General features: G+C 61.7%; 22 protein-coding genes and 2 pseudogenes. 16 read left to right on the top strand and 8 right to left on the bottom strand.

Annotation, left to right across the window (positions count from 1 at the left end):
* The 4 genes from JCM25143_RS10340 to folD form a co-directional block, all read left to right on the top strand.
* On the top strand, window positions 1-2,431 hold a 2,431-nt coding region (locus JCM25143_RS10340; RefSeq protein WP_035370980.1), incomplete at its 5' end, for a glycine cleavage T C-terminal barrel domain-containing protein.
* Entirely contained in the window at window positions 2,424-3,014 is a 591-nt protein-coding gene (locus JCM25143_RS18710; RefSeq protein ID WP_035370976.1) for a sarcosine oxidase subunit gamma, read from the top strand. The genes JCM25143_RS10340 and JCM25143_RS18710, both read left to right, overlap by 8 nt.
* A gap of 18 nt (window positions 3,015-3,032) precedes the next feature.
* Entirely contained in the window at window positions 3,033-3,911 is an 879-nt protein-coding gene (gene purU, locus JCM25143_RS18705) for a formyltetrahydrofolate deformylase (RefSeq protein ID WP_035370973.1), read from the top strand.
* 21 nt (window positions 3,912-3,932) lie between these two features.
* Entirely contained in the window at window positions 3,933-4,805 is an 873-nt protein-coding gene (gene folD / locus JCM25143_RS10325) for a bifunctional methylenetetrahydrofolate dehydrogenase/methenyltetrahydrofolate cyclohydrolase FolD (protein ID WP_025861082.1), read from the top strand.
* Here folD and JCM25143_RS10320 read toward each other — a convergent pair whose 3' ends face one another.
* Window positions 4,806-5,876 (bottom strand): helix-turn-helix transcriptional regulator, encoded by a 1,071-nt coding sequence (locus JCM25143_RS10320; protein WP_025861081.1) that lies wholly within the window; start codon window positions 5,874-5,876, stop codon window positions 4,806-4,808. It abuts the gene before it with no gap.
* A gap of 253 nt (window positions 5,877-6,129) precedes the next feature.
* On the opposite strand from JCM25143_RS10320, the gene JCM25143_RS24785 reads away from it, so the two are divergent.
* The 11 genes from JCM25143_RS24785 to JCM25143_RS22355 all read left to right on the top strand — a co-directional run bounded on the left by JCM25143_RS24785 (window position 6,130) and on the right by JCM25143_RS22355 (window position 15,689).
* Window positions 6,130-6,780 (top strand): DUF1989 domain-containing protein, encoded by a 651-nt coding sequence (locus JCM25143_RS24785; protein ID WP_267879945.1) that lies wholly within the window; start codon window positions 6,130-6,132, stop codon window positions 6,778-6,780.
* Window positions 6,732-7,043 (top strand): urea carboxylase-associated family protein, encoded by a 312-nt coding sequence (locus tag JCM25143_RS24780; RefSeq protein WP_267879944.1) that lies wholly within the window; start codon window positions 6,732-6,734, stop codon window positions 7,041-7,043. The genes JCM25143_RS24785 and JCM25143_RS24780 overlap by 49 nt, the downstream gene beginning before the upstream one ends.
* A complete protein-coding gene (locus JCM25143_RS24045) occupies window positions 7,004-8,338 on the top strand; it encodes an aminomethyltransferase family protein (RefSeq protein ID WP_234395179.1) in 1,335 nt (444 codons plus the stop codon). Before JCM25143_RS24780 ends, JCM25143_RS24045 begins: the two co-directional genes overlap by 40 nt.
* Window positions 8,339-8,406: 68 nt before the next feature.
* Window positions 8,407-9,780 (top strand): NAD(P)-binding domain-containing protein, encoded by a 1,374-nt coding sequence (locus JCM25143_RS10310; RefSeq protein ID WP_025861079.1) that lies wholly within the window; start codon window positions 8,407-8,409, stop codon window positions 9,778-9,780.
* Between the two features lie 177 nt (window positions 9,781-9,957).
* On the top strand, window positions 9,958-11,091 hold the full coding sequence (locus JCM25143_RS10305) for an aminomethyltransferase family protein (RefSeq protein ID WP_025861078.1): 1,134 nt from the start codon (window positions 9,958-9,960) through the stop codon (window positions 11,089-11,091).
* 56 nt (window positions 11,092-11,147) lie between these two features.
* Window positions 11,148-11,699, top strand: coding sequence for a dimethylamine monooxygenase subunit DmmA family protein (locus JCM25143_RS10300; RefSeq protein ID WP_148300097.1), 552 nt, complete (start codon window positions 11,148-11,150; stop codon window positions 11,697-11,699).
* On the top strand, window positions 11,692-12,642 hold the full coding sequence (locus JCM25143_RS10295) for a PDR/VanB family oxidoreductase (RefSeq protein ID WP_025861076.1): 951 nt from the start codon (window positions 11,692-11,694) through the stop codon (window positions 12,640-12,642). The genes JCM25143_RS10300 and JCM25143_RS10295 overlap by 8 nt, the downstream gene beginning before the upstream one ends.
* Before the next feature lie 13 nt (window positions 12,643-12,655).
* Complete coding sequence (locus JCM25143_RS10290) at window positions 12,656-13,735, top strand: heme-dependent oxidative N-demethylase family protein (protein ID WP_025861075.1); 1,080 nt, start codon at window positions 12,656-12,658, stop codon at window positions 13,733-13,735.
* A 98-nt stretch (window positions 13,736-13,833) separates the two neighbouring features.
* Entirely contained in the window at window positions 13,834-14,553 is a 720-nt protein-coding gene (locus JCM25143_RS10285) for a GNAT family N-acetyltransferase (RefSeq protein ID WP_234395178.1), read from the top strand.
* A complete protein-coding gene (locus tag JCM25143_RS10280) occupies window positions 14,550-15,428 on the top strand; it encodes a carbon-nitrogen hydrolase family protein (RefSeq protein ID WP_025861073.1) in 879 nt (292 codons plus the stop codon). The genes JCM25143_RS10285 and JCM25143_RS10280 overlap by 4 nt, the downstream gene beginning before the upstream one ends.
* An 81-nt stretch (window positions 15,429-15,509) precedes the next feature.
* Window positions 15,510-15,689 (top strand): hypothetical protein, encoded by a 180-nt coding sequence (locus tag JCM25143_RS22355; protein WP_159101631.1) that lies wholly within the window; start codon window positions 15,510-15,512, stop codon window positions 15,687-15,689.
* Window positions 15,690-16,188: 499 nt separating this feature from the next.
* Here JCM25143_RS22355 and holA read toward each other — a convergent pair.
* From holA to JCM25143_RS18690, 4 genes and pseudogenes are all read right to left on the bottom strand, one after another.
* Window positions 16,189-17,201: pseudogene (gene holA / locus JCM25143_RS18695) on the bottom strand (DNA polymerase III subunit delta).
* 78 nt (window positions 17,202-17,279) lie between these two features.
* Window positions 17,280-17,975, bottom strand: coding sequence for a lipoprotein (locus JCM25143_RS10265; RefSeq protein WP_025861071.1), 696 nt, complete (start codon window positions 17,973-17,975; stop codon window positions 17,280-17,282).
* Window positions 17,975-20,617 (bottom strand): leucine--tRNA ligase, encoded by a 2,643-nt coding sequence (gene leuS, locus JCM25143_RS10260; protein ID WP_025861070.1) that lies wholly within the window; start codon window positions 20,615-20,617, stop codon window positions 17,975-17,977. The genes JCM25143_RS10265 and leuS overlap by 1 nt, the downstream gene beginning before the upstream one ends.
* 99 nt (window positions 20,618-20,716) lie before the next feature.
* Window positions 20,717-21,216, bottom strand: a pseudogene (locus JCM25143_RS18690) (DUF3576 domain-containing protein).
* A gap of 51 nt (window positions 21,217-21,267) precedes the next feature.
* Between JCM25143_RS18690 and JCM25143_RS22065 the strand changes: the two are divergent.
* Window positions 21,268-21,522, top strand: coding sequence for a hypothetical protein (locus tag JCM25143_RS22065; RefSeq protein WP_148300096.1), 255 nt, complete (start codon window positions 21,268-21,270; stop codon window positions 21,520-21,522).
* A gap of 75 nt (window positions 21,523-21,597) precedes the next feature.
* On the opposite strand, the gene JCM25143_RS18685 is transcribed toward JCM25143_RS22065, so the two are convergent.
* The 3 genes from JCM25143_RS18685 to JCM25143_RS10235 all read right to left on the bottom strand — a co-directional run.
* The gene (locus tag JCM25143_RS18685) at window positions 21,598-22,533 is read right to left on the bottom strand and encodes a lytic transglycosylase domain-containing protein (protein WP_051543215.1); all 936 of its coding nucleotides are present in this window, start codon (window positions 22,531-22,533) and stop codon (window positions 21,598-21,600) included.
* 191 nt (window positions 22,534-22,724) lie between these two features.
* Window positions 22,725-22,958, bottom strand: a complete 234-nt coding sequence (locus JCM25143_RS10240; protein WP_025861069.1) for a hypothetical protein — start codon at window positions 22,956-22,958, stop codon at window positions 22,725-22,727.
* 141 nt (window positions 22,959-23,099) lie between these two features.
* On the bottom strand, window positions 23,100-23,499 hold a 400-nt coding region (locus JCM25143_RS10235; protein WP_025861068.1), incomplete at its 5' end, for a DciA family protein.

Raw genomic sequence — 23,499 nt, 5'->3', positions numbered from 1 at the left:
CTGGTCGGTCGGCGCGCGGGTGATCCTGTGCGAGGAAGACAGCCTGACAGGTGGCCGCCTGCGGGCCGAGCACAGGCAGCTTGATGGCGCGCCCGCATGGCGCTGGGTCGAGCAGGCGCGTGCGGCGCTGGAAGCCCTGCCCGAAGTGCGCATTATGGAACGCACCTGCGTGTTCGGCACTTATGATGGTGGCACCTATGGCGCGCTGGAACGGGTGGCCGATCATCAGCCCCAGCCCGAAAAAGGGCAGCCCCGCCAGCGTATGTGGCGTATTGTGGCGCAGCAGTGCGTGGTGGCGGCTGGCGCGGTTGAACGCCCTATTGTGTTTCCGGGTAACGACACGCCGGGTGTTATGCTCGCAGGGGCGGTACGGACCTATCTGAACCGCTTTGGCGTAGCGCCGGGGCGGCGGGCGGTTGTCTATACCTGCAATGATGATGGCCTGCGCACCGCGCTTGATCTGGCGCGGGCCGGGGTGTCGGTTGCGGCGATCGTGGATTCACGGCCCGCGGGTGAAGGGCAGGGTGCACAGGTGGCGCAGGCCTGTGGCGTGCCGTTCGTGCCCGGTGGGGCGGTCAGCGCCGTGCAGGGCCGTCTGGCTGTCAGCGGCGTGAGCGTGCGCGATGCACAGGGCCGTGAGCAGCGCTTTGCGTGCGATCTGCTGGCCATGTCAGGCGGGTGGTCGCCCAATATCGCGCTGACCACGCACCAGGGCATGCGCCCGGTTTATGATGAGACATTGTGCGCGTTCCTGCCTGCCGCCCTGCCTCCCGGCATGGTGGTGGCCGGTGCAGCCGCCGGGGTCTTTAGCACGGCCGGGGCGTTGCGCGATGGGGCGCAGGCCGGTGTACGGGCCGCGCAAGCCTGCGGTTTTGAGGCGGATCAGCCCGCCTTGCCCGTAGCCGAGGCCGAATCCAGCGCCATTGCTCCGCTGTTTCACGCGCTTGCTGGCGTGCCTTCAGGCCGGTGGGCCAAGGCTTTTGTGGACTTCCAGAACGATGTTACGGCCAAGGATGTCGCGCTGGCCGCGCGTGAAGGGTTTGTGTCGGTCGAGCATCTCAAGCGCTACACCACGCTGGGCATGGCAACCGATCAGGGCAAGACATCCAACGTCAATGCCATTGCTCTGCTGGCCGAAATTACGCAGCGCGCTATCGGGCAGACCGGCACCACGCTTATTCGCCCCCCCACCCAGCCGGTGGCGATTGGCGCGCTGGCCGGGGCGCATCGCGGGCGGCATTTCAAGCCAGCCCGTCTGCCCCCCACCCATCAGTGGGCGGAAAGTCAGGGGGCTGTGTTTACGGCCAACGGGCTGTGGCAGCGCGCGCAGTGGTACCCCCGTCCGGGTGAGACGGACTGGTTGCAGACAGTCAATCGCGAGGTGCGCACCGTGCGCGAGGCTGTCGGGTTCTGCGATGTCACAACCCTTGGCAAGATCGACATTCAGGGGCCGGATGCGGCGGAGTTTCTGGAGCGTGTTTATGTCAACGCGTGGAAAAAGCTGCCGGTCGGGCGTGCGCGCTACGGCTTGATGCTGCGCGAGGACGGCTTTGCTTATGACGATGGCACCACCGCCCGGCTGGGTGAGACCCATTATGTCATGACCACTACCACCGCTAATGCGGGGGGTGTCATGGCGCATCTGGAATTCTGCCACCAGTGGCTGTGGCCGGAACTGGATGTGCAGTTTATTTCCGTAACGGATGAATGGGCACAGATTGCCGTGGCGGGGCCGCAGGCACGCGCCGTGCTGAGCCATGTGGTGGACCCGGCCTTTGACCTCTCCAACGAGGCTTTCCCCTATATGGCGGCGGGGGAGGTTAGTGTGTGCGGCGGCGTTCCGGCGCGGCTGTTCCGCCTGTCCTTTTCCGGCGAGTTGGCCTACGAGCTGGCCGTGCCTGCCCGTTATGGCGATGCTTTGGCCCGCAGGTTGATGGAGGTGGGGGCACCCTATGGCATCGCCCCCTATGGTACCGAGGCGCTGGGTGTCATGCGTATCGAAAAAGGCCACCCCGCTGGGCCGGAACTCAATGGCCAGACCACAGCGCATGATCTGGGCATGGGGCGCATGCTGTCCACCCGCAAGGACTTTATTGGTAAACACATGGCGCAGCGTGCGGCCCTGACAGACCCCGCGCGGCCAACCCTTGTGGGCCTGCAACCGCTTAACCCGGCGGAGCAGGTGGTGGCGGGCGCGCATCTGCTGCCTGATGGTGCTGCCGCTACGGCGGCGTCGGATCAGGGCTGGGTGTCATCGGCGGCGTTTTCTCCCACGCTGGGGTCATGGATCGGGCTTGGCCTGCTGTCCAACGGCCCGGCGCGGCATGGCGAGATCGTGGCCCTGCATAATCCACTGGCGGGAACGGTTGTCCGGGCCCGTGTGGTTTCCCCTGTCTTTGTCGATCCCGAGGGAGCGCGTGTGCATGGTTGAGTCTCTGTTTGCCCAGCCCCCCGTGAGTGCCGACCCCGTGCGGGTTGGTGATACGGTGCTGGCTCTGGCCCCCATGGGTGAGGCTGTTAGCCTCGGCGCGTTTGCCGGGGGTGGGCGGACCGCATTGGTGGAGCGGGTGCGTGAAACCTTTGGGGTGGATCTGCCCGAACAGCCCCGCGCCGTATCAACGGCAGATGGGCAGGTGGTGTTTGTCTGGTGTGGCCCCACCCAGTGGCTGGCGTTCGCAGGCCCCGGCAACACAGCCGAAGGCGAGGGGCTGATGGCGCGCCTGCGTGCCTGCTGTGGCGATGTCTGCGCCCTGACCAGCCAGAGCGACAGCCGCACCAGCCTGTTGCTGTCCGGCCCGCAGGCGCGTGAGGTGGCAGGCCGCCTCGTGCCCGTGGACCTGCATGACGCGGTGTTTGAGCCCGGCCATGTGGCTCTGACACTGGCGGGGCATATTCCGGTTATTCTCAGGCAGGTTGCACGAAACCCGGTTACGTATGAGTTTCTTGTCTTCCGCAGCTTTGCGGAAAGCCTGTTCCATGATCTTCATGTCGCTATGAATGGCGCACTTTCCTAGGAAATGGATCAAAGACGCATGTCGACACTGTCTCCCAATGCCAAAGGCTATATCCTGACCCTGAGCTGCCCTAACCGACCGGGTATTGTCGCGGCACTCAGTCAGACGCTGTATGAAGCCGGCGCGAATATTACCGAAGCCCAGCAGTATGATGATGTGGGTAGCGGCAGTTTTTTCATGCGGATCATGTTCGATATCGTCAAAGGCAAGACTACCGAGGCCGAGGTGCGTGTGCTGGTAGATGCCATGGCCGGGGAATTCGGCATGGATTACCGGCTGAACTGCCAGTCCTACCGCCCCAAGGTCGTGATCATGGTTTCCAAGTTCGATCACTGTCTGGTGGATCTGCTCTACCGCTGGCGTATTGGCGAACTGCCGATCGAACCTGTTGGCATTATCGCCAACCATACTGAAGAAACCTATAAGGATATCGATTTTTACGGCATTCCTTTCCACTATCTGCCGATAACCAAGGACACGAAGGCCGAGCAGGAAGCCCGCATTCTTGCCGTGGTGGAGGAAAGCGGTGCCGATCTGGTCGTGCTCGCGCGCTATATGCAGATTCTCTCCAACGACATGGCGGCGGCTCTTTCAGGCCGGTGCATTAACATCCACCATTCCTTCCTGCCCGGTTTCAAGGGCGCACGCCCTTACCATCAGGCTTATGAACGCGGCGTGAAACTTATTGGTGCCACCGCGCATTATGTTACGCGTGATCTGGACGAAGGCCCGATTATTGAACAGGACGTGGAGCGGATTTCCCATGCGGATAGCCCCGATGACCTGATCCGCAAGGGGCGTGACATCGAGCGGCGCGTGCTGGCGCGTGCGGTGCGCTACCATATTGAAATGCGTACAATCATGAACGGCAACAAAACCATTGTTTTCGTTTCCTGAGCGGATGGAGGGGATCGTGTCATGGAGGCAGACGCAAAGCTGATCAACGGCGTGGCTTATGCCCGCCAGCTCAGGAACGAAATACGGCAGGAGGCTGAAAACCTCCATTCCGCTCATGGTATTCTTCCAACTCTTGCCGTGGTGATGGTGGGGAATGACCCCGCCAGCGCCGTTTATGTGCGCAACAAGATCCGCGCGACAGAGCAGGCGGGCATGCGCTCGGTTTCGCATCACCTGCCGGTCAGCACATCGGAGGCTGAACTGCTCGGCCTGATTGCCACCCTGAATGCGGATGAAACCGTGCACGGTATTCTGGTGCAGTTGCCTCTGCCCCCGCAGATCGACCGGGATGCGGTGCTGGATGCGATTTCCCCCGCCAAGGATGTGGACGGTTTTCATATCGTCAATGCCGGGCTTCTGGCCGTAGGGCGACATGACGGGTTTATTCCCTGCACGCCCAAGGGCTGCATGATGTTGCTGCAGTCGGTGCTGCCTGAACTGGCTGGGCTGCACGCCGTAGTGGTGGGGTGCTCCAACATTGTGGGGCGGCCCATGGCGCGGCTTTTGCAGCAGGCGGGCTGCACGGTTACGGTCACGCATCTGCAAACGCGCGATGTCGCGGCGGAAACTCGCCGGGCGGATATCGTGGTGGTTGCGGCCGGGCATCCCGGCCTTGTGAAAGGCGACTGGATCAAGCCCGGTGCGGTGGTGATCGATGTCGGTATCAACCGCGCGGAAACGGCGCAGGGCTCACGCATTGTGGGGGATGTGGCGTTTGACGAGGTTTACCCCCATGCCGCCGCCATTACGCCCGTACCCGGTGGTGTCGGGCCGATGACCATCGCCTGCCTGCTCCAGAACACCTTGCAGGCTGCACAGGGTCTGGCCGGCTGATTACTGCTGCCGAAGGGCCTGCAGGCGACTGAGCAGCCCCCTTTCGGTGGTAACGCCCACCTTGCGGTACAGCCGCTGACGGTGGTTTTTGACCGTTCCTTTGCTGATCCCCAGTGTCTGGGCGATTTCGCCCGTGTTGCGGCCTTGCAGCAGCAGTTCCAGCAGGTCCTGCTCGCGCCGGGTTACATGCAGGCCCGGCAGGGCGGATAGCGGCGCCTGTGTGGTGCCGGGGGTAAGGGTCAGCAGATAGCCTGCGGGTGCCAGCGGGCAGTCTTCGGGCAGGGCTTGCAGGCTCAGGGTAAAGCCGTTTTCTTCCAGTATTGTGGGGCTGTGGCCCGGTATCAGGCCATCCGTGCTTCTGAGCAGCCGGTGCAGGGCCCGGCGGAACGGTGCGCCATGGCGTGCCTCCGCCGTGCGCCATGCGGCGTTGGCATGTAGGTGGTTGCGGTGGCGGTCCAGAACCAGCGCGCCTTCGCTGTCCGGGCGGTTGGCCGCCTGTGCCTCGGTATGGGGCGTGGTGCGGCTCCATGCCTGTAGGGTCTGGTTGATATGGCTTTGGTGCAGGCCATAGAAAAGCGGCTGCACCAGCCGGGCGCGGTTGATTTCCTTCTGGGTAAAAGGCCTGTCCGTCTGCTGGAGAAACAGCATGATGCAGGTATTGGACAGGATGGGCAGGATAATGGCCAGCTCATCGGAAAAGCCGCAGTTTTTCTGGAAAATTGAAGTGTATTCGTAAGGTTTTACCGCCTTGTCCAGCGTGGAGAGCGATGCCACGGGCTGGCGGGCCTGACTGCGCCATAAATGCCAGAACGGGTCGAACGTGCGGAAATGGTTTCTGTAGTCGCTAAAGGCCGTGGACTCGACATCCTCCGTATGCAGCACATGGGGCAGCACCCCCGGCGCATAGGCGATAATCCAGGAAGACTGGTGTGGAATAAGGCGGGAAAAAACGGACAGGAGGCGTGTGTGAAAATCCGCGCCGCCAATATGGCCCGCGACATGCCCCAGTTCGGCCAGCCATTGTTCCATAAAGGGGGCTGTGTGGCTGTCCGGCGGTATGGTGCCGGTCATGTTCCCATTGTCTTTTTTCTCCCGTGCCGCAGAAGCCGGGTGCCGGATAGGGCTGGCGTTTGTCGGGCTCTGCCGCGTCGAGTCCGCATCGTCTTTGATTGTTTCGTTTGGGGGATGGTTCTGTCAAGCCATTATGGCGCATGGGCGTGCGCGTATGAGGGGGGAATGGTGCCAAAAGGCACCATTGAGAAAACGCATCTGCTCTCCCTAGTCTTGTTCCGTAAGAGAAACGGACGGGGAGTGGCGTAGCGCCATGACACTCTTGTTTGCACCGCAGCATAAAGCGGCACCTGTTCGGGTGGCGGGGGGCAGTGGCCCCCGGCGGTTTACGGTCCGAGCGGGCGAGGGCCTTGAAGTCATTACCGTTGATGGCGGGCAGGCGGGCGTGCTGGCGGCACCTGAGGGCGTTCTGCGTGCCGTGTTACCGCAACAGCCAGTCCCGCAGGCGGCGGAGGGCGAAAGCCTCTACGCCCTGTTCACTGCCGATGAGCAGGCGGGTACGGGCTGCCGTTTTGATGTGCTGGCCGATGGCGAAATCGTGCTCGATCTTCCGGCTGAAGACATGATGCCCGATCAGTCCAATGCCCCGGGCGCGTATGACCTGCATTTTACACCAGCCCCCGAGGGGCCTGAGCGCCTGCCCGAGCCGCTGGCCCCCATTGTGCAAGATGTGCGCGTGCCCGCCGCGACAGCCGTGTGTTACCGGGTGCGCAAGGGCGACTATATCCAGATTATTGATGTGCAAGGCCGCCAGTGCTCCGATTTTCTGGCGTTTGATGCACAGGCGCTGGCTCAGGGGCAGGAATACGGCTGGACGCCACGGCCACGCGCACGGTGCAGGGGCATGCCCTGCCTGTGCCCGGCCTGCACGGGCGTTTTCTCGACAGTCGCCTGCAGCCTCTGATTGAGGTCGTGCAGGACACGGTAGGGCGGCATGATGCCTTCCTGCTGGCCTGCACCGCGAAATACTACGATGACACTGGCTACCCCGGCCATGCCAACTGTAGCGATAATTTTAATGCGGTGCTGCAAGGCGAGGGGCTGACGCCCCGGAGCGGCTGGCCTGCCATCAACTTCTTTTTCAACACACAGGTGCAGGAATGCGGGGCCATTACCAGTGCCGAGCCATGGTCCGGCCGGGGGATTACGTGCTGCTGCGCGCCCTGACAGACCTTGTCTGTGCATCGTCCTCCTGCGCGGATGACGTGACAGAGGCCAATGGCTGGCAGCCGACCGATATCCATGTGCGGGTTTATGACCGCGACAGTGCCATTTCCAGCGGGGTTGCCCATCGCATGACACCACAAGCACCCGCGATCATGACGCGGCAGAGCGGTTTTCATTCTGACCTTGCCGCGCAGGGCGCACAGTTTGTCGAATATAAGGGCTTCTGGCTGCCTGCGCGTTTTGAGGGGTACGGCGCTGTAGCGGAATACTGGGCCTGCCGCACGCGTGCCTGTGTCATGGACCTGTCGGCCCTGCGCAAGTTTGAAATAACCGGGCCGGATGCACAGGCCCTGCTGCAACTGGCCGCCACGCGCGATATTCTCAAACTGGCGGTTGGGCAGGTGGTCTACACCGCATTGTGCTACCCCCATGGTGGCATGCTGGACGATGCGACCGTTTTCCGTCTTGCCCCTCAGGCGTTCCGTCTGGTGTGCGGGGATGAGTATTGCGGAGAATGGCTGCGCGCCCTTGCGGTGGAGCACGGGCTGCATGCCTTTGTGCGCTCGTCCACCGATCAGTTGCACAATATCTCGGTGCAGGGGCCGCAGACCCGCGCCATTCTGGCGCCACTGATCTGGACCCCGCCCACGCAGCCCGACATTGCCGCGCTCAAATGGTTCCGCTTTACCATCGGGCGTGTGGGCGGGCCGTCGGGGGTGCCGGTTCTGGTGTCGCGCACCGGCTATACGGGTGAACTGGGTTACGAAATCTGGTGCCATCCGCGCCATGCCCATGCCGTGTGGGAAGCCGTGTGGGCAGCGGGCCAGCCAGAAGGCATGGTGCCGCTGGGGCTTGATGCACTTGACTGGCTGCGGATCGAGGCAGGGCTGGCCTTTGCCGCCTATGAGTTCTGCTCGGAAACAGACCCGTTCGAGGCAGGGATCGGTTTTGCGGTGCCGGCCTCAAAAACGGATGATTTCATAGGCTCTCAGGCGCTGGCACAGCGCAGGCAGGCCCCCCGGCGCAAGCTGGTAGGGCTGGAGAGCCTGTCTAACGAACATCTTGCCCATGGTGATGCCGTTTATGACGGGCGTGCTAGGGTGGGAAGTATTACCAGTGCGTGCCTGTCGCCCGTGCTGGGAAAAAGCATTGCGCTGGCGCGGGTCGATACGGCGGTGGCCGAGTCCGGGCGCATGCTGGAAATTGGCCAGCTTGATGGGTTGCAAAAGAGAATTCCTGTAAAGGTCACGTTTTTTCCAGCCTATGACCCGGACAAGAGCCGGGTCAGATCCTGAATGTTCTTGCAGTGACAGACAATACGGCAGGCTGAAAGCCCGGCCGTGAACAGGGAGCGCGTGTGAGCATGACAGCAAAAAGAGTGGCGATTATTGGCGCGGGCCCGAGCGGGCTGGCAGCGCTGAGAGCCTTCGGCGCGGCGCGCAAGGCGGGCGAAAAAGTGCCTGAACTGGTCTGTTTTGAAAAACAGGCGACACTGGGCGGTATGTGGAACTACACATGGCGCACCGGGCTGGATGAATATGGCGAGCCTGTCCACGCCAGCATGTACCGGTTCCTGTGGTCGAATGGCCCCAAGGAAGGGCTTGAGTTTTCTGATTATTCTTTTGAAGAGCATTTCGGGCGGCCCATTCCGTCCTATCCGCCGCGCGAAGTGCTGCTGGATTATATTGTCGGGCGTATCAAGCGTGACAATCTTGAAGGCGATATGCGCTTCAGCACATCCGTGCGTGATGTTCAGTGGGATGGAGAGGCCGATAACTTCCTTGTCACGGTGGAAGACCTTACCAGCGCGCATGTCTATTCCGAGCGGTTTGATTATGTGATTGTTGCTTCTGGGCATTTTTCAACACCGCATGTGCCGTCCTTTCCCGGATTCGATCTTTTTCCCGGCCGTATCCTGCATGCGCATGATTTCCGTGATGCCAATGAGTTCGCGGGCAAGGATGTGCTGCTGGTTGGCAGTTCGTATTCGGCGGAGGATATTGGCAGCCAGTGCTACAAATATGGCGCAAAATCCATCACGTTTTCCTATCGCTCCAAGCCGCTCGGCTTTAAATGGCCAGAAGGGTTTGAGGAACATCCGCTTCTTCTCAAGGTTGATGGGGATATTGCGCATTTTCAGGATGGAACCACAAAAAAGGTGGATGCCATCGTCCTGTGCACGGGCTACAAGCACTACTTCCCGTTCCTGCCGGACTATCTACGCCTGAAAACGCATAATTGTCTGTATCCTGTAAGCCTGTACAAGGGCATATGCTGGATAGACAACCCCAAGCTGCTCTATCTGGGTATGCAGGACCAGTATTACACCTTTAACATGTTCGATGCGCAGGCATGGTTTGCGCGTGATGTTATCATGGAAAAGTTGGACCTGCCCGGTCGGGCCGATATGCTGGCGGATAGCAAGGCATGGGTCGCGCGTGATCAGGCGCTGGAAAATGCCACGCAGGAAATTGATTTCCAGACAGACTACGTGCGCGACCTGATGACCTATACCGATTATCCGCCCTTTGATCTCGATCAGGTGGCGGCGCTGTTCAAGGAATGGAAACACGACAAGGAAGAGGGCATCATGACCTTCCGTGACCGTAGTTACCGTTCAGTGCTGACCGGCACCATGGCACCCCCACACCATACACCGTGGATGGAAGCGATGGATGACTCGCTTGAGGCGTTTCTGGCACCGGTCGAACAGGCGCGTGTGCGGGCTTCCGGCTGAGAGGGATTTGGTAAAAATAGCCTGTCTGTAAAAGAATTGTCTTGGAATAAGAAAAATTTATGCACTCTATAACGCATGATCTTTTCACATTCGTAATGGACAGGAATATGATGGCTTCCGCCTTGGTGGTTTCTGCCACCATGGCGGGGTGCTCTGGCGTAGTAAGGACTGAAAGACATGACGACTAGCTGGCGTTCAAGCACTCTGGCAGATCGCCACCGTGCCCTTGGCTCCGCCCTTGAAAACTGGAACGGCATGGGCACGGCCTGGAGCTACGATTCCAACCTGCAGGACCACCATGTGGCTGTGCGCACGCGGGCCGGGCTTATGGATGTTTCAGGGCTGAAAAAAGTGCATCTGGTTGGCCCGCACGCCACGGCCATTCTGGATTATGCAACCAGCCGCAATGTCAGCAAGGTGCAGCCGGGCCGTTCGGTCTATGCCACGGCCCTCAATGATGACGGCAAGTTTATTGATGACTGCCTGCTGTACCGCACCGGCCCCAATAGCTGGATGGTGGTGCATGGGGCTGGCACCCTGCATGAAATGCTGGCGCAGGCTGTGGTGGGGCGTAACGCCGCCATGCTTTTTGATGACGACCTGCACGACCTTTCGTTGCAGGGGCCGGTTGCGGTTGATTTTCTGGCCCGCCATGTGCCGGGTATCCGCCAGCTCAACTATTTCAGCCATATGCAGACAACGCTGTTCGGTGCGCCGGTTATGATTTCGCGCACGGGCTACACGGGCGAGCGTGGATACGAAATTTTCTGCAAAGGCACTGACGCACCGCTGATCTGGGATACAATTCTGGCGGATGGTAAAGCAGATGGCATTGTGCCTGTCTGCTTTACCGCACTCGATCTGCTGCGGGTGGAAAGCTATCTGCTGTTCTATCCCTACGACAATTCCGAAATGTATCCATTCGAGCAGGATCTTGCCGGGGATACGTTGTGGGAACTGGGGCTGGATTTCACGGTCAGCCCGGGCAAGACGCATTTCCGTGGTGCGCCCGCGCATTATGCGCTCAAGGGGCGTGAGCGGTTCAAAATTTTCGGGCTGCTGCTTGAAGGCATGACCGCAGCCGAGGCCGGGGCGGGTGTGTACGATGGCGAGCAGCGTGTGGGTACCGTTACCTGCGGTATGGTTTCCACGCTGACAGGGCGTTCCATGGCCCTTGCGCGTATGGATGTGCCTTACGCAGTGCCGGGGCGGAGCATTGTCGTGCGTTCAGGCGATGAGAGCCTGCCCGGCGTTACACATCAGCTTCCGTTTGATGATCCCGAAAAGAAAAAACGTACCGTCAAAGGCTGAAAAAACAGGGTTGCCGCATTGTCTGTCTGTAGACCATGCGGGGAGGAGAAAAGAGCGTGATCGTCAGCAGTCAACTGCCTTTTGCCCCACTGGTTCTGGACGCGTCGGGTGTGCGGCACCTGTATGTTCGTGATGAGGCGGCCTGCCCCCTGCCCGAGGGCTGCGGTGCCGCCACACCAGAGGTATGGACAGTCGTGTCCGATGCAACGGCCATGGCGGATACAGGAGAAGGGGAAGTCCTTTTGCGTTCTGCTACCGCCCTGCTGGAACGGCTGGCCGGGCGGCTGGCGCGTGAGCGGGTGGGGCTGAGGCTGTATGCGGCGGGTGGTGCCTCTTTTCTGGCGCGTGTGGCCATTGTGGCGGATGCAGCAGGGCTGGGCACGGGCGAGGTGCAGTTTGCTCCCCCGCGTGATGTGGCACGGCGTGTGGTCTGTGTGCATTGCGATACGCTTAACGAAGGGGTGGCGGCTGATACGGTGCGCTGCCTTGGCTGCGGCACCACCCTGTTCGTGCGCGAGCATTACTCACGCGGGCTGGGGGCTTACATGGGGGTAGGCGAGCCCGAAATCCTGTTGCAGGCAATGGAGGCGGCGGCCCGTCATGGTTGAACGTTCTGGTTATCCGGCTGTTATTGCCTCGGTGGACGTGCTGACACCGACCTTGCGCAAATTCGTGCTTGTGGCGCAGGGGGGGCGCTTCCCTGCCGTGTCTGCGGGCAGCCATGTGGTGCTCGGGTTTGGGGATGAGGCGCGGCGTTACAAAAATGCCTATTCCGTTGTGTCCGCAACGCCTGATGGGCGCGAACTGAGCGTGATTGTGCGGCGTGCGCCGCAGTCGCGCGGGGGCTCGGTTTTCCTGCATGACAAGGCACAGGACGGCACACCTATTACGGTGCTGAGCAGCGCCAACCTGTTTCCTGTGGTTAAAAAAGCCAGAAGGCACCTTCTTCTTTCCGCTGGGGTTGGTATCACGCCTTTTCTTGCTCATGCTCGCGCGCTGGAAACGGCCGGGGCGGACTATACCCTGCACCATTTCTGCCGCCCGGAGGAAAAACCGGCTTTTGAGGCGCTGCTTGCCAGTCTACCGCCTGCGCGGATTTTCATTCATGACCGTCCGCCCGAAGATGTGGGCATGAAACAGCGGATGGCGGAGGAAAATATCGCCACCCATCTGTATTTCTGCGGGCCGGAGGGTTTCATGAATTGGGTGGAGCAGACGGCGGCACAGATTGGTTTTGCGGCTGCCAAGGTTCATTCGGAACATTTTTTTGTGCCTGAAGGGGGGCAGCCTTTTACTGTCGTGCTGGCAGGCAGCGGGCAGACAATAGAGGTAGCGGGAGATGAAACCCTGCTTGAAGCGCTTGAAAATGCCGGGGTGGATGCGCCATGCATGTGCCGTGGCGGGGCCTGTGGAGCCTGCGCGCTGGAAGTGCTCGACGGTGTGCCCGAACATCGGGATCATGTGCTGACAGAGCAGGAAAAAACCGAAGGCCGTACCATTCTGACCTGCGTATCCCGTGCCAGAACGGATACGCTGACACTCAACCTGTAAAGAGGAGGCGGGCATGACCGTTCAGACCAGTGCGCGGGAAAGTTATCGCCCGCCCTATCAGGTAACGAATAGTGCTGAAACCATCATGCGGTTTCCGTTTCCGTTCCCTGAAGACATTTATATGTATTCCATGAATGTGGAGCCCCATATCCGCAGTGGCCCGGTTGCGGCCATGCGTAACACGTTCGATATTGACGAGCATTACGTGGCAGAATGCGCGGAAAAAGCGCGTATTCTGCAAGAGGATCCCAAACGCTGTATCGTTCTGCCCCATATGCGTGAGGCAGAGTGGGATTTTGTCGAACTGGCCATGACCACTCTGTCCGATCAGTATCCGCAGCATTTTTCCCTGCGGCGCGAAGGGCTGGACTGGCACTGGGTCAACCGGCTGTTGGGTTACGAGCAGAGCTTCGTGTTTGGCGATGCCGGAACCCTGCCGTTACCGCCGTTTGAATATATGGCCCGGCAGATGCAGGGAGATTTCACGCTGCATGACCAGCGTGAGGACGATCTGTGGATGGATGGCGGCATGGTGACCGCGCAGGCGGACTGGTCGCTCAAGTTCGATCTGGGCATGTCTTTCCGGCAGTGGCACGCTCCCGTGCCCAAAGCGGCGGAAATGGGGGTGTTTGATCGTGGCCTGCGTTTTCTGCTGATGTTGCAGCACGAAAAACCGGTGCGGCGGCTGAACTGGACCATGACCATCAACCCCCGGCTGGATACCTCGCCGGAAAATTTCATGGTCTGGGGGGCTGATCGCGCTTCGGTCACGCCTGAGAACGTGGCTGACAAGGTGCATCTGCGGGTGGAGTTGCAAACCCTCTATCGCCTGCCGCGCTCCAACGCCATTCTGTTTTCCATTCGCTGTTACCTGATGCCGGTGCGCGACATCATGCGCGTAGGCAAGTGGCGCAAACGGTTGCACCGCGTTCTGCGGGATCTGGACCCGGCCTTGTCCAGCTATAAGGGGCTGGATCTGTACCGGCAGACCGTGGTGGATTTTCTGGCTCCGTATGATGATGGAGCCCCGTTGTCCAACGGTATCCAGCCTGACGCCGAACAGCCTGAAAACGTGCTGGCTCCAGCGGCCTGAAGCATGGCGGCAAAGCTGGCTGGCCCGGGTTTGGGGTTCGGTAAAACTGAATCTTCATGGCGCGTTCATGAAAGCGGATTGAGGCTGGCCGGTTTTGTATGGGGCAACCCGGTCGGGGGTTGACCCCGGCTGGCAGGCGCGCAAGCGTGTTGGCGGCAAGGCTGGAAAACGGACCGTGGATGAGTATCACGCTTGAAACCCTCTCGGGAGAGGCCCTCAGGCCTATCATGGCCGATCTGGCCCGGCTGCGGATTACCGTATTCCGTGAATGGCCCTATCTGTATGAGGGCGATGCCGAATACGAAAAGAAATATCTCGAGTTTTATGTAAAAAGCCCCGGAGCAGCGGTAGTGATCGCACGGGATGGCGCACAGGTAATTGGGGCCTCGTCCTGCCTGCCGTTGCGTGATGAGGCACCGGATGTGCGCGCACCGTTCGAGGCGCGTGGGCTTTCTCCTGACCAATTCTTTTATTTTGGCGAATCCGTTCTTTTGCCCTCTTACCGGGGGCAGGGGCTGGGTGTGCGGTTTTTTGAGGAACGTGAACGCTACGCTCTGACCGACAGCCGGGCAGAATTTGCAGTATTCTGCTCCGTGCGGCGGCCTGCCGAGCATCCATTGCGGCCAGAAGGGGCGGGCACCCTGCATGCCTTCTGGGCCAAAAGGGGGTTTTCGCCCCTGCCGGGTGTGGCCTGCACCATGATGTGGAAAGAACCCGGACAGGTTGACGAAACCCTGCACTGGCTCGATTTTTTCATTAAACCATTGCGGGCGGCCCCTGTGCCGCAGGTTCTGTTACAGCCGGAGAAACAGTCATGACACAACCCTTGCGCCTGGGCGTTCTGGCATGGGAAGTCGCGCGTATTGGCACGATCGAGGATTACGCGGCCCATCTGGACAGGCTGGTGGCGCAGGGTGCTGCCGATGCCGACCTGCTGCTTATGCCCGAATATGCCTGCATGGAGGTGGCCTCCGCATTGGTGGATGCGCCAGACCCGGGGGCCGAGCTTGAGGCGGTCTGCGCCCATAGCGATGCGCTGCTGGAAATCATGCGTGGTGCGGCCATGCGCCATGGTGTGTGGCTGATGCCCGGCACCCTGCCCAGACCCGAGGCGCAGGGTGTGCGCAACCGCGCGCCTCTTATCGCACCCGATGGCCGTATCATGTTTCAGGACAAGCATGTCATGACCCGTTTTGAAAACGAGTCATGGGGTGTGCGTGCCGGCAATCCGCCCGGTGTGTTTGAAACGCCGTGGGGGCTGATTGGCGCTGCGGTCTGTTATGATTCCGAATTTCCCATGCTTACCCGTAGGCAGATCGAGGCCGGTGCGTGGCTGATACTGGTGCCAACCTGCACGGACTCCCTGCACGGCTTTAACCGTGTGCGGATTTCAGCACAGGCCCGTGCTCTGGAAAACCAGTGCTTTGTGGCGGTGGCCCCGACGGTGGGCGATGCTCCATGGCTGGCCACGCTGGATGAAAACCATGGGTGCGCGGGTGTGTATGGTCCCGTTGACCGTGGGTTTCCTGCGGATGGTATTATGGGTGAAGGCAAGCTGGATCAGGGTGGGTGGGTGTTTGTTACCCTCAACCCCGAAACGCTGGACGCCGTGCGTGAAAACGGCGCGGTGCGTAACTGCCGTGACTGGCCTGCACAGGTGCCTGCTGCTGAACCCTTGCCGGTGGAAGTCTGAACCTTCTGCGGTAACGGATTGCATCACGGGGGTGCCGGTTTTTCTTGACGGCACGCCCCAAAACGATCCGCGCGCGCAGGTATGGATACGATCAGTCTTGTTGCTCTGTTGCTGTCCATTCTGCCGGTGCATCGGCGACAGTGGGACAAGGGCCGTATGCTGGCGGTCTATCGGTATCGCTGGTGCTCGGCCTGCCACCCGGCCCGCTACTGTCTGTCTGCTATGGTGTGGTGGTGTGCACCATTATCGTGCAGGGCCTGAACATGGAAAAAGTCGTACGCGGGTTCTACCCGAAGGCCGTGACACAACAGCACTGAGGGTAATGTTGCAGGCGGTGCTGGCGCACCTGTCGGCATGGTTCTGGAAAATGTGTGTTGGTGTCCGCGGCGGGATTCGAACCCACGGCCCCAGGATTCATCCCACTACGGTTTTCACCGCCGCCCTGTCCCGTGTTGGACAAAGCGTTCGTGGGCTGGACTGTCCCTTTGCCATAAACCTGCAAGCAGGTCGTTAGGCACCGCCCGTCCAGTCTCTACACCTTCCGCCCGAGGGCGGCTTGGCTCGGGATTGGCAAGGCCAAATGGCCGTAGCGTTCCCCGACTTTGAGCGGATTCACCATGCTGTTTCCTGACATGGTGCCCAATTTATATAGGAATCCTGTGCTCTATCCTGCTGAGCTACGCGGACACACACAGGCAGTCTATACTGAAAGCCGCCGCAGTGGACAAGGGGGGAACCCCGCAGTAGGGCTGCAGCAGCGTTAGTGGCGGGCCTGACGTGCCGCCTGCGCGGCCAGCATGGCGGTCTGGCGGCGGCACAGGAGTTGGTCTGGCGCGCCTGTCTGTTTGCATGCCAGCTCGAGTGCCTGCCACTGGGTGAGTTCGTGTGTCAGGGCTGGAAGTGTCCAGAGTTCGAGGGCCCGGCTAAATCCGGCTGTGCGTTTAAAAAAAACGGGGGGGCGCAGGGTCTTGAGTGCATCCGTGCGGCTTTCGCCTGCCGCCATGGCCGCCCGCACCCGGCGTAGGCGGTGCAAATGCGCCATGAATGCGCGAATAATGGCAATGGGCTTATGCCTTCGGCCAGCGCACGCTCCAGAGCAAGGTCCGCTTCCGCCCGGTTGCCCTGTGTTGCGGCAAAGGCGGCATCTTCCAGTGAAACGCTTCCGGCATCGCCAATGCAGGTGCGCACGTCCTCCAGCGATAATGTGCCGCCATCGCCCGCGTAAAGGGCCAGTTTTTCCACTTCGCCCCGCGTGGCGGACCGATCCGCGCTCAGGCAGTTTATCAGCCAGTGCAGGGCATCGTTGTCTATGCGGATACGGTGTGTGGCCAGCATTTTGGTAATGCTGCTCTCAAGCGTGCGCCCTTCCTCCGGGTAACAGCCGATGGAAGCACAGTCCGGCCTGCGTTCAAGCAGTGCGCGGAGCTTCGAGCGTGAGGACAGGCCCGGTGCTTCAAGAATGACCAGCGTATCGGTCGTCTGGCCAAGGATGTGCTCTACTGCCTTGAGCTGGCTGTCTGCGGCGTCGCGCACACGTACCACGCGTCGGCCGCCCATAAGGGAAAGGGCTGTTGCCTCTTCCTCCAGCCTGTCATGGGTTTCGCGGTCGAGCAGGGCGAGGCGGAAGGGGTCTTCCTCCGGGCCTATGATCGTGCGGGCTGCTTCCTGCGCGCGTTCGCGGATCAGCCCCGTATCTTCGCCATGGAGCAGGATTACCCGCCAAGCGCCGGGGTCTGCCAGCACACGCGGCAGGGTGCGGGCGTCAATTTTCATGACAGGGCGGAAAAATGCGGGGCCACATGGCGCGTTTGTGCCGTGTGGCCCGCAGGAACAGGGCGGGCGTGTGCGGTATCAGGGCGCGCTGTCATTGTCGCTGGATGAGCGGCCCGTGGCCATGGCGGGAATGGCATCATCCGCCCCGGCATCCATAGGCGTTTCGTTGTTGGAATTGGGTATGGCCGTGGGGATGGGATAATAGGCCTTGGGGCCCTGCGGCTGGCGGGTAAGGGGCTTGGCTCCCGTGCGCAGCCATGTTGCGACCTGCTGCGTAACCTGTTCCGCCAGTGTCTGGGCCACGCGGCCAAAGGCTGTTTCCGCATTCAGTGTCTGGGCGAAATACTGTTCGTAGGACGAGGTATAGCCGTCCATCGTGCTGGTATCACCCTGAGCCAGCAGGCGTGGCGTGGTTTCTACCGAAAACAGGATCCAGTGGGCGTGGCCGACAAGCCGCTGGCGGCCGGTGGTGTTGTCGTTATGAGTGTCGATCGCTTCGGAACTGACCTGAGGAGAAACGCGCAGCCGGTATTTATGCGGGTCTTCCGGCCCGTCCTGCGACATGGAGGCCTGCAGGGCCAGACGCACCTGCTGGCCCAGACGTTCAGGAATATTATCGACGTAGATTTCCTTCATTTCGGCCGAGATGTTCGTCTCGCCATCCTGCTCGCCGTACAGGGGTTTGAACCCGCAGCCACCCAGAACCATGGGCAGGAGCAGCAGCAGGGCCATGAGCGGGCGTGCGAGACGGAGCATGAAGGCGGTACGGTTCATCAGCCTGCCGTGACAAAGTTAACGATACGGTTGGGAACATGTACGCGCTTGACGATGCGCTTGCCTTCGAGCAGCCGCGCCACATTGGGCTCGCTTTCGGCGCGAGCTAGTACGGTGGCGGCTTCTTCATCCGGTTCGGCTTCCACCGTGCCGCGCAGCTTGCCCATGATCTGCACCGCAATGGTAACACTGGTGGCCGCCAGCAGGTCTGCCTCGGCCTGCGGCCAGGGCTGCTGTGCTGCCAGCCCGTCAGCCGGGTTCAGGCGGGAGAATATTTCCTCGGCCAGATGCGGCATCATCGGTGCGCAGAGCAGGCACAGGGCACGGGCGCATTCGCGGCGGGCAAAGTCCATGCCTGCCGTATCGGCCTGTTTTTCCGCATCAATCAGGGCGGAGGTCAGCTCATGCAGGCGTGCTACCGCCACGTTGATGGCAAAGCCTTCCAGCGCCTCGGTTACAGCAGCGATGGTGCGGTGCGTGGTGCGGCGCAGGGTATCGGCCTGCGGGCTGGCGGGGTTGTCCTGCGTGGGGGCGGCCGCCGTGGCCGGTGTGGTTTCGGCAATGGCGCAGACAGCGCGGAACAGGCGCTGGGCAAAGCGCGCAGCCCCGGCCACGCCGGATTCGGTCCATTCCATATCCCGCTCGGGCGGGCTGTCGGACAGCACGAACCAGCGCGCCGTATCCGCGCCAAAGCGCTCGATGATGGCCACCGGGGCCACTGTATTGCGCTTGGATTTGGACATTTTTTCCACACGCCCAACCGTTACCGGTTCAGTGGTGCCGCGTTTGATCACGCCCTGCGCCGTGTGTTCCACTTCCTCGGGGTACAGCCAGTTGCCTGCACTGTCCTTGTAGCTTTCATGGCTGACCATGCCCTGCGTGAACAGCCCGGCAAAAGGCTCGCTCACATCCAGATTGCCGGTTTTGCGCATGGCGCGGGTAAAGAAGCGCGCATAGAGCAGGTGCAGGATGGCATGCTCAATCCCGCCGATATACTGGTCCACCGCCAGCCAGCCATCCGCCGCGTCGTGCACGGTGGGGGTGGCGGCATGCGGCGCGGTAAAGCGGGCGAAATACCATGAGCTATCCACGAACGTATCGAACGTATCGGTCTCACGCGTGGCGGGCTTGCCGCAGCATGGGCAGGTGGTGTGCTTCCAGCTTGGGTGGTGATCCAGCGGGTTGCCGGGTTTGTCGAACGTGACATCCTCGGGCAGTTCCACGGGAAGCTGGTCTGCGGGGACGGGCTGGGGGCCGCATTCCGTGCAGTGAATGATCGGAATAGGGCAGCCCCAGTAGCGCTGGCGCGAAATGCCCCAGTCACGCAGCCGCCAGTTGACCACACCCTGCCCAACGCCCATTGCCTCAAGCCGGGCAATGGCTTCTCGCCGGGCATCCTGCGTGGACAGCCCATCCAGAAAACCGGAGTTGATCATGCTGCCATCGCCCGTGAAGGCGGAGGTGGTGATGGCGAAGTCTGCCTCGGCTTTGCCCGGCGGCAGCACGACCGGCACCACCGGCAGGGTGTATTTATGGGCGAAATCGAGGTCGCGCTGGTCGCCCGAGGGGCAGCCGAACAGTGCGCCGGTGCCGTAATCCATCAGAACGAAATTGGCGATCCAGATTGGAAAGCTCTGGTCAAGGAACGGGTGGTTGACCCGCAGCCCGGTATCAAAGCCGCGCTTTTCTGCGGTTTCCACAGCCTCGACCGATGTGCCCAGCCTGCGGCATTCGGCCACGAACTCGGCGGCTTGCGGGTTGCGCGCGGCAACCCATGCCGCCAGCGGGTGATCCGGGGCAATGGCCAGAAACGACATGCCAAACAGCGTATCGGGGCGGGTGGTGAAAACCTCAACCGCGTTCAGGTCCGTATCCAGCCCGGCAGGGGGCTGGTGCAGGTTGAAGATGACCTTCGCCCCTTCGGAACGGCCGATCCAGCGCTCCTGCATGGTGCGCACCCGCTCGGGCCAGCGCTCGAGGCTGTCCAGCCCGCCCAGCAGGTCGTCGGCAAAAGCGGTAATCTTGAAGAACCACTGCGAGAGCTGCTTTTTCTCGATCGGCGCACCGGAGCGCCAGCCTTTGCCATCCACGACCTGCTCGTTGGCCAGCACGGTCTGGTCCACCGGGTCCCAGTTGACCCAGCTTTCGCGTCGCTCCACCAGACCAGCTCCCAGAAAATCAAGGAAAAGCTGCTGCTGCTTGCCGTAGTAATCGGGCAGGCAGGTGGCGATTTCGCGGTCCCAGTTCAGGGAGAAGCCGAGCCGTTGCAGGGTGGTGCGCATGGCCGCGATATTGGCCAGTGTCCATTCGCGCGGGTGCACGCCACGTTCACGCGCAGCGTTTTCCGCAGGCAGGCCGAAGGCATCCCACCCCATGGGGTGCAGCACGCAGTAGCCGCGGGCGCGCTTGTAGCGGGCAATGACATCGCCCAGCGCGTAGTTGCGCACATGCCCCATGTGCAACTGCCCTGAAGGGTAGGGAAACATTTCCAGCACGTAGTATTTGGGCTGCCCTGCCGGGGGCACGTCGGGCACGGTGAAAATACCGGCCTCATCCCACGCAGCCTGCCACCGGGGTTCGACGGTGTGGAAGTCATAGGGGGCGGGGGTCGTGGAAACAGGAGTGCTGGAAGGCTGGGACATGGAAGGTTCTGTACTGTCAGGCTGGAATGAAAGTCCCGCCCCCGTTACGCGCTTTTGAAGCGGCTGGCGGGGGCGGAAAGAAAGGGCGGTTGCCCCGGATCAGTCGCGGTTGCCGTTATTGGCCCGCAGCTTGCGCGCGCGAGAGAGAATGCGCGCAGCGATGTCGGATGCGGTGTTGGGAGCCGGCGGGGTATCCACCATGCACCCCCTTCACGCACCTGACGGAACACGCTCAGGCGCAGGGCATCGGAGCGCAGGCGGCGGTCCAGAATAAAGGCGGTAATCTTGAAGCGCTCATCATGGGCTGCGGGCGGGGTGTACCAGTCCGTCAGGATGATACCGCCTTCCGCATCGGCCGTGGCGACCGGCATGAAGGAGATCGTATCCAGTGTGGCCCGCCACAGATAGGCGTTTACCCCGCCTTTAAGGCCGGTTTCGCCACCGGAGGCCCCACGGTCCTCATGGAGGAGGCGGCCGTCCGGCGCGGTCAGGCCCTGACTGGTTTTGGGGTCGGATGAGCACGACGCCAGAAGGCTGAGAGCCGCAAGGGCCATTACCGGGCGTGGCGAGAGAGAGCGGGGCATGAGACGGCGAAGCATGATGGCGATACGGCTCCTTGACGCTGAGGTGTCTGTCCTTCCCGCTCCGCCGTGGAGGACAGAGGTCAGGTCTGGCTGGCGGCTGCGATATTCCTGCCAGCCTTCATATCCTCTCAGGTCTGTCCCGCCAAGCATTCTTGGTGGGGGCGGTGCGGTGTAAGCGCCTGCCCGGTCATGGTGGGGGCCAAGCCGGAGGGATGCTGTGCCCAGCGCTGGGGTGCTGCGGGGCTTGTCGCGGGTGTGCACCGGATCGGTATCGCAGCGATATGGGGGGCTGGGCCGGGTATTGTGGCGGCTGGAGGCTAATGAACCGGCATGCAGGCCAGCCCCTGCTGGTGTAGCGCCTGACAGATGGCGTCTGTCTGGGTGGCAGGCAGGCCTTCAATCCGTGTGCGCCAGACGGATGCCCCCGAGCCGGACAGAATCTGTTCCACCGGTCATGTGCCTGCCTAGTGCCGGGCTTGCGCCATGGGCGGTGCGCAGGGCCGCCGCTGCCCGCCCGCGTGTGGAAAAAGCCCCGATCTGGATTACCGCATTGCCGGTAATGCGGTTCTGCCGCCATGTAATGGCAGGTCCACTTAGCGCGACTTCGCGGCTGGACTGGCCGGGCAGGGGCGCGATGCTGACCTGCCGGGTGTCAGAGCCGGTGGGGGTGGAGGCTACCGTATCAGCCTGTGCATCGTTCAGGGCATCGCTCTGCGGGTGGTCTGAATCGCTCCAGTTCTGTGCTTCCGCTGCCGCAACGGCCTGCGCGATCTGCGTATTGTCTCCCGGCACGGGGTCGTTCAGGTGGGGGGATACAGCCGCGAGATACGCCACGGCATAAGAGGGCAGAGGCGTGCCGCGCGTGCGGTGGTTGCTCATGCACTGGGGGCCACAGCTATAGGCCCCCGCGAAATCCGGTGAACCGAAACGGTTGTAGAGTTCGTGAATATAGCCGCTGCCCGCCATAATGTTGTCATGCGGGTCATAGGGGTCGGAGCCCAGATGGTAACGGCCTGCCAGTTCGGCATAGGTATCGGGCTTGATCTGCATCAGCCCCACAGCGCCATGGATGGAGCGGGTCAGATGGCCGTGGAGATACTGATGCCCGCCCGATTCCTGCCGCATGATGGCGCGAATCCATGCCTGTGGGATGGTGAAGCGGCGCGAGGCTTCCTGCACGTAGGGTGTCCACTGGTTCAGCGCATTGTCGCTTGAGACCGGGGGGGCATAGGTGCGGCGGGGGCCTGCGCAGGCGCTCAGTGTAGCCAGTGCTGCCAGTATGAAAAGGCGCGCCCAGAGCCGGGCCGTGGTGCGGGGTGGGCAGGCAGCCATACCCCGGCCGGGCGGTGCTGCGGCAAAGGAACTGGTAGGGGAAAAGTCTCACGCCCGTGCATGGCAGGCATGGTGCCCTTCCAGACGGCAGATGCAATCTTCCAGCGTATCCGCTCCCGCCTGTGGTGGGGAGGGGAGAGCGGCTACCCGCAAGCGTAAGGGCGAATGGTCCTGAAGTTTTCCCGTGGTTGTTAACCGCGTGGTGCGGTGGTGATCCGGCGCACCAGTTCGGGGTTGGCACGGCGGATCTGGCCTGCGCGCAGCACGCTCGCAGCACTGTAATTCAGGCCTGAAGCCCAGGATTGCAGAAAAACGATGTCAGAATGGCCTTCGCGTCCTGCCGGGTGTTGCGGCAGCGACGGGGTGAAGGAGAGCGAAGAAAGGGTGGCACCGGGGGCCTGATGAGCGGCCTGTTTGCGCGACATTGTATTACGGGTCCTGCATCCGTCTGGGGTTCGAGGTTGCCGCGCAGGCTCATGCCTTGCGGACGGTGCAGGATACAGCGGCAGATTGTGTCAATTTTCGCACAATTCTGTTTCAGTGATGTTGCTTTGACCCGGTTGTGATCAGGGACGAAGTTTTTTTTCGCTCCGTTCATGCTGAACGCTGGTGCCAAGGGCTTCGAGCGCTTCACGCAGGGGGCCTTCGGGCAGGGTGGGGAGGGAAATGCTCTGCCGGGCAGCCGCCTTGGTGGGCGCTTTGCGGGTGTGCTGGCCCGCCGTTGGGTCCTGCACAAAGCGCAGGCGGGTTACGAGTTTTTCCCCGCTCCATGTGTTGATGCGTTCGATCAGCAGGTCTGCGTGGTGCTGGAGTTCCATGGCCACGGGGCCTGCACAGGCAATGCTGAGGGTGCCCGCACTCAGGCGCTGGGGGGTGGTCTGGGCCGCATGGCCCGGCCCCACAATATCGCGCCAGCCGCTGAGCAGCCGCGCTCCGGCAGGGGAGCGGCGGCGGAAAGCCGGTGCG

It is taken from the genome of Acetobacter papayae JCM 25143, assembly GCF_000613285.1.
In the GTDB taxonomy this organism is placed as follows: Bacteria; Pseudomonadota; Alphaproteobacteria; order Acetobacterales; family Acetobacteraceae; genus Acetobacter; species Acetobacter papayae.
Note: the sequence above shows the minus strand (reverse complement) of the source record. Positions and strands in the feature narration are given on the sequence as shown.

Bases quoted from the DNA above. Each gene is read 5' to 3' on its own strand.
- JCM25143_RS10320 (WP_025861081.1), bottom strand. From the start codon at position 5,876: ATGACCGGCACCATACCGCCGGACAGCCACACAGCCCCCTTTATGGAA.
- folD (WP_025861082.1), top strand. From the start codon at position 3,933: ATGGAGGCAGACGCAAAGCTGATCAACGGCGTGGCTTATGCCCGCCAG.
- leuS (WP_025861070.1), bottom strand. From the start codon at position 20,617: ATGTCCCAGCCTTCCAGCACTCCTGTTTCCACGACCCCCGCCCCCTAT.
- JCM25143_RS10285 (WP_234395178.1), top strand. From the start codon at position 13,834: ATGGGGCAACCCGGTCGGGGGTTGACCCCGGCTGGCAGGCGCGCAAGC.
- JCM25143_RS24785 (WP_267879945.1), top strand. From the start codon at position 6,130: ATGACACTCTTGTTTGCACCGCAGCATAAAGCGGCACCTGTTCGGGTG.
- JCM25143_RS18710 (WP_035370976.1), top strand. From the start codon at position 2,424: ATGGTTGAGTCTCTGTTTGCCCAGCCCCCCGTGAGTGCCGACCCCGTG.
- JCM25143_RS24045 (WP_234395179.1), top strand. From the start codon at position 7,004: ATGGTCCGGCCGGGGGATTACGTGCTGCTGCGCGCCCTGACAGACCTT.
- JCM25143_RS18685 (WP_051543215.1), bottom strand. From the start codon at position 22,533: ATGGCTGCCTGCCCACCCCGCACCACGGCCCGGCTCTGGGCGCGCCTT.
- JCM25143_RS10240 (WP_025861069.1), bottom strand. From the start codon at position 22,958: ATGTCGCGCAAACAGGCCGCTCATCAGGCCCCCGGTGCCACCCTTTCT.
- purU (WP_035370973.1), top strand. From the start codon at position 3,033: ATGTCGACACTGTCTCCCAATGCCAAAGGCTATATCCTGACCCTGAGC.
- JCM25143_RS10305 (WP_025861078.1), top strand. From the start codon at position 9,958: ATGACGACTAGCTGGCGTTCAAGCACTCTGGCAGATCGCCACCGTGCC.
- JCM25143_RS10280 (WP_025861073.1), top strand. From the start codon at position 14,550: ATGACACAACCCTTGCGCCTGGGCGTTCTGGCATGGGAAGTCGCGCGT.
- JCM25143_RS10295 (WP_025861076.1), top strand. From the start codon at position 11,692: ATGGTTGAACGTTCTGGTTATCCGGCTGTTATTGCCTCGGTGGACGTG.
- JCM25143_RS22355 (WP_159101631.1), top strand. From the start codon at position 15,510: ATGGATACGATCAGTCTTGTTGCTCTGTTGCTGTCCATTCTGCCGGTG.
- JCM25143_RS10310 (WP_025861079.1), top strand. From the start codon at position 8,407: ATGACAGCAAAAAGAGTGGCGATTATTGGCGCGGGCCCGAGCGGGCTG.
- JCM25143_RS10290 (WP_025861075.1), top strand. From the start codon at position 12,656: ATGACCGTTCAGACCAGTGCGCGGGAAAGTTATCGCCCGCCCTATCAG.
- JCM25143_RS10265 (WP_025861071.1), bottom strand. From the start codon at position 17,975: ATGAACCGTACCGCCTTCATGCTCCGTCTCGCACGCCCGCTCATGGCC.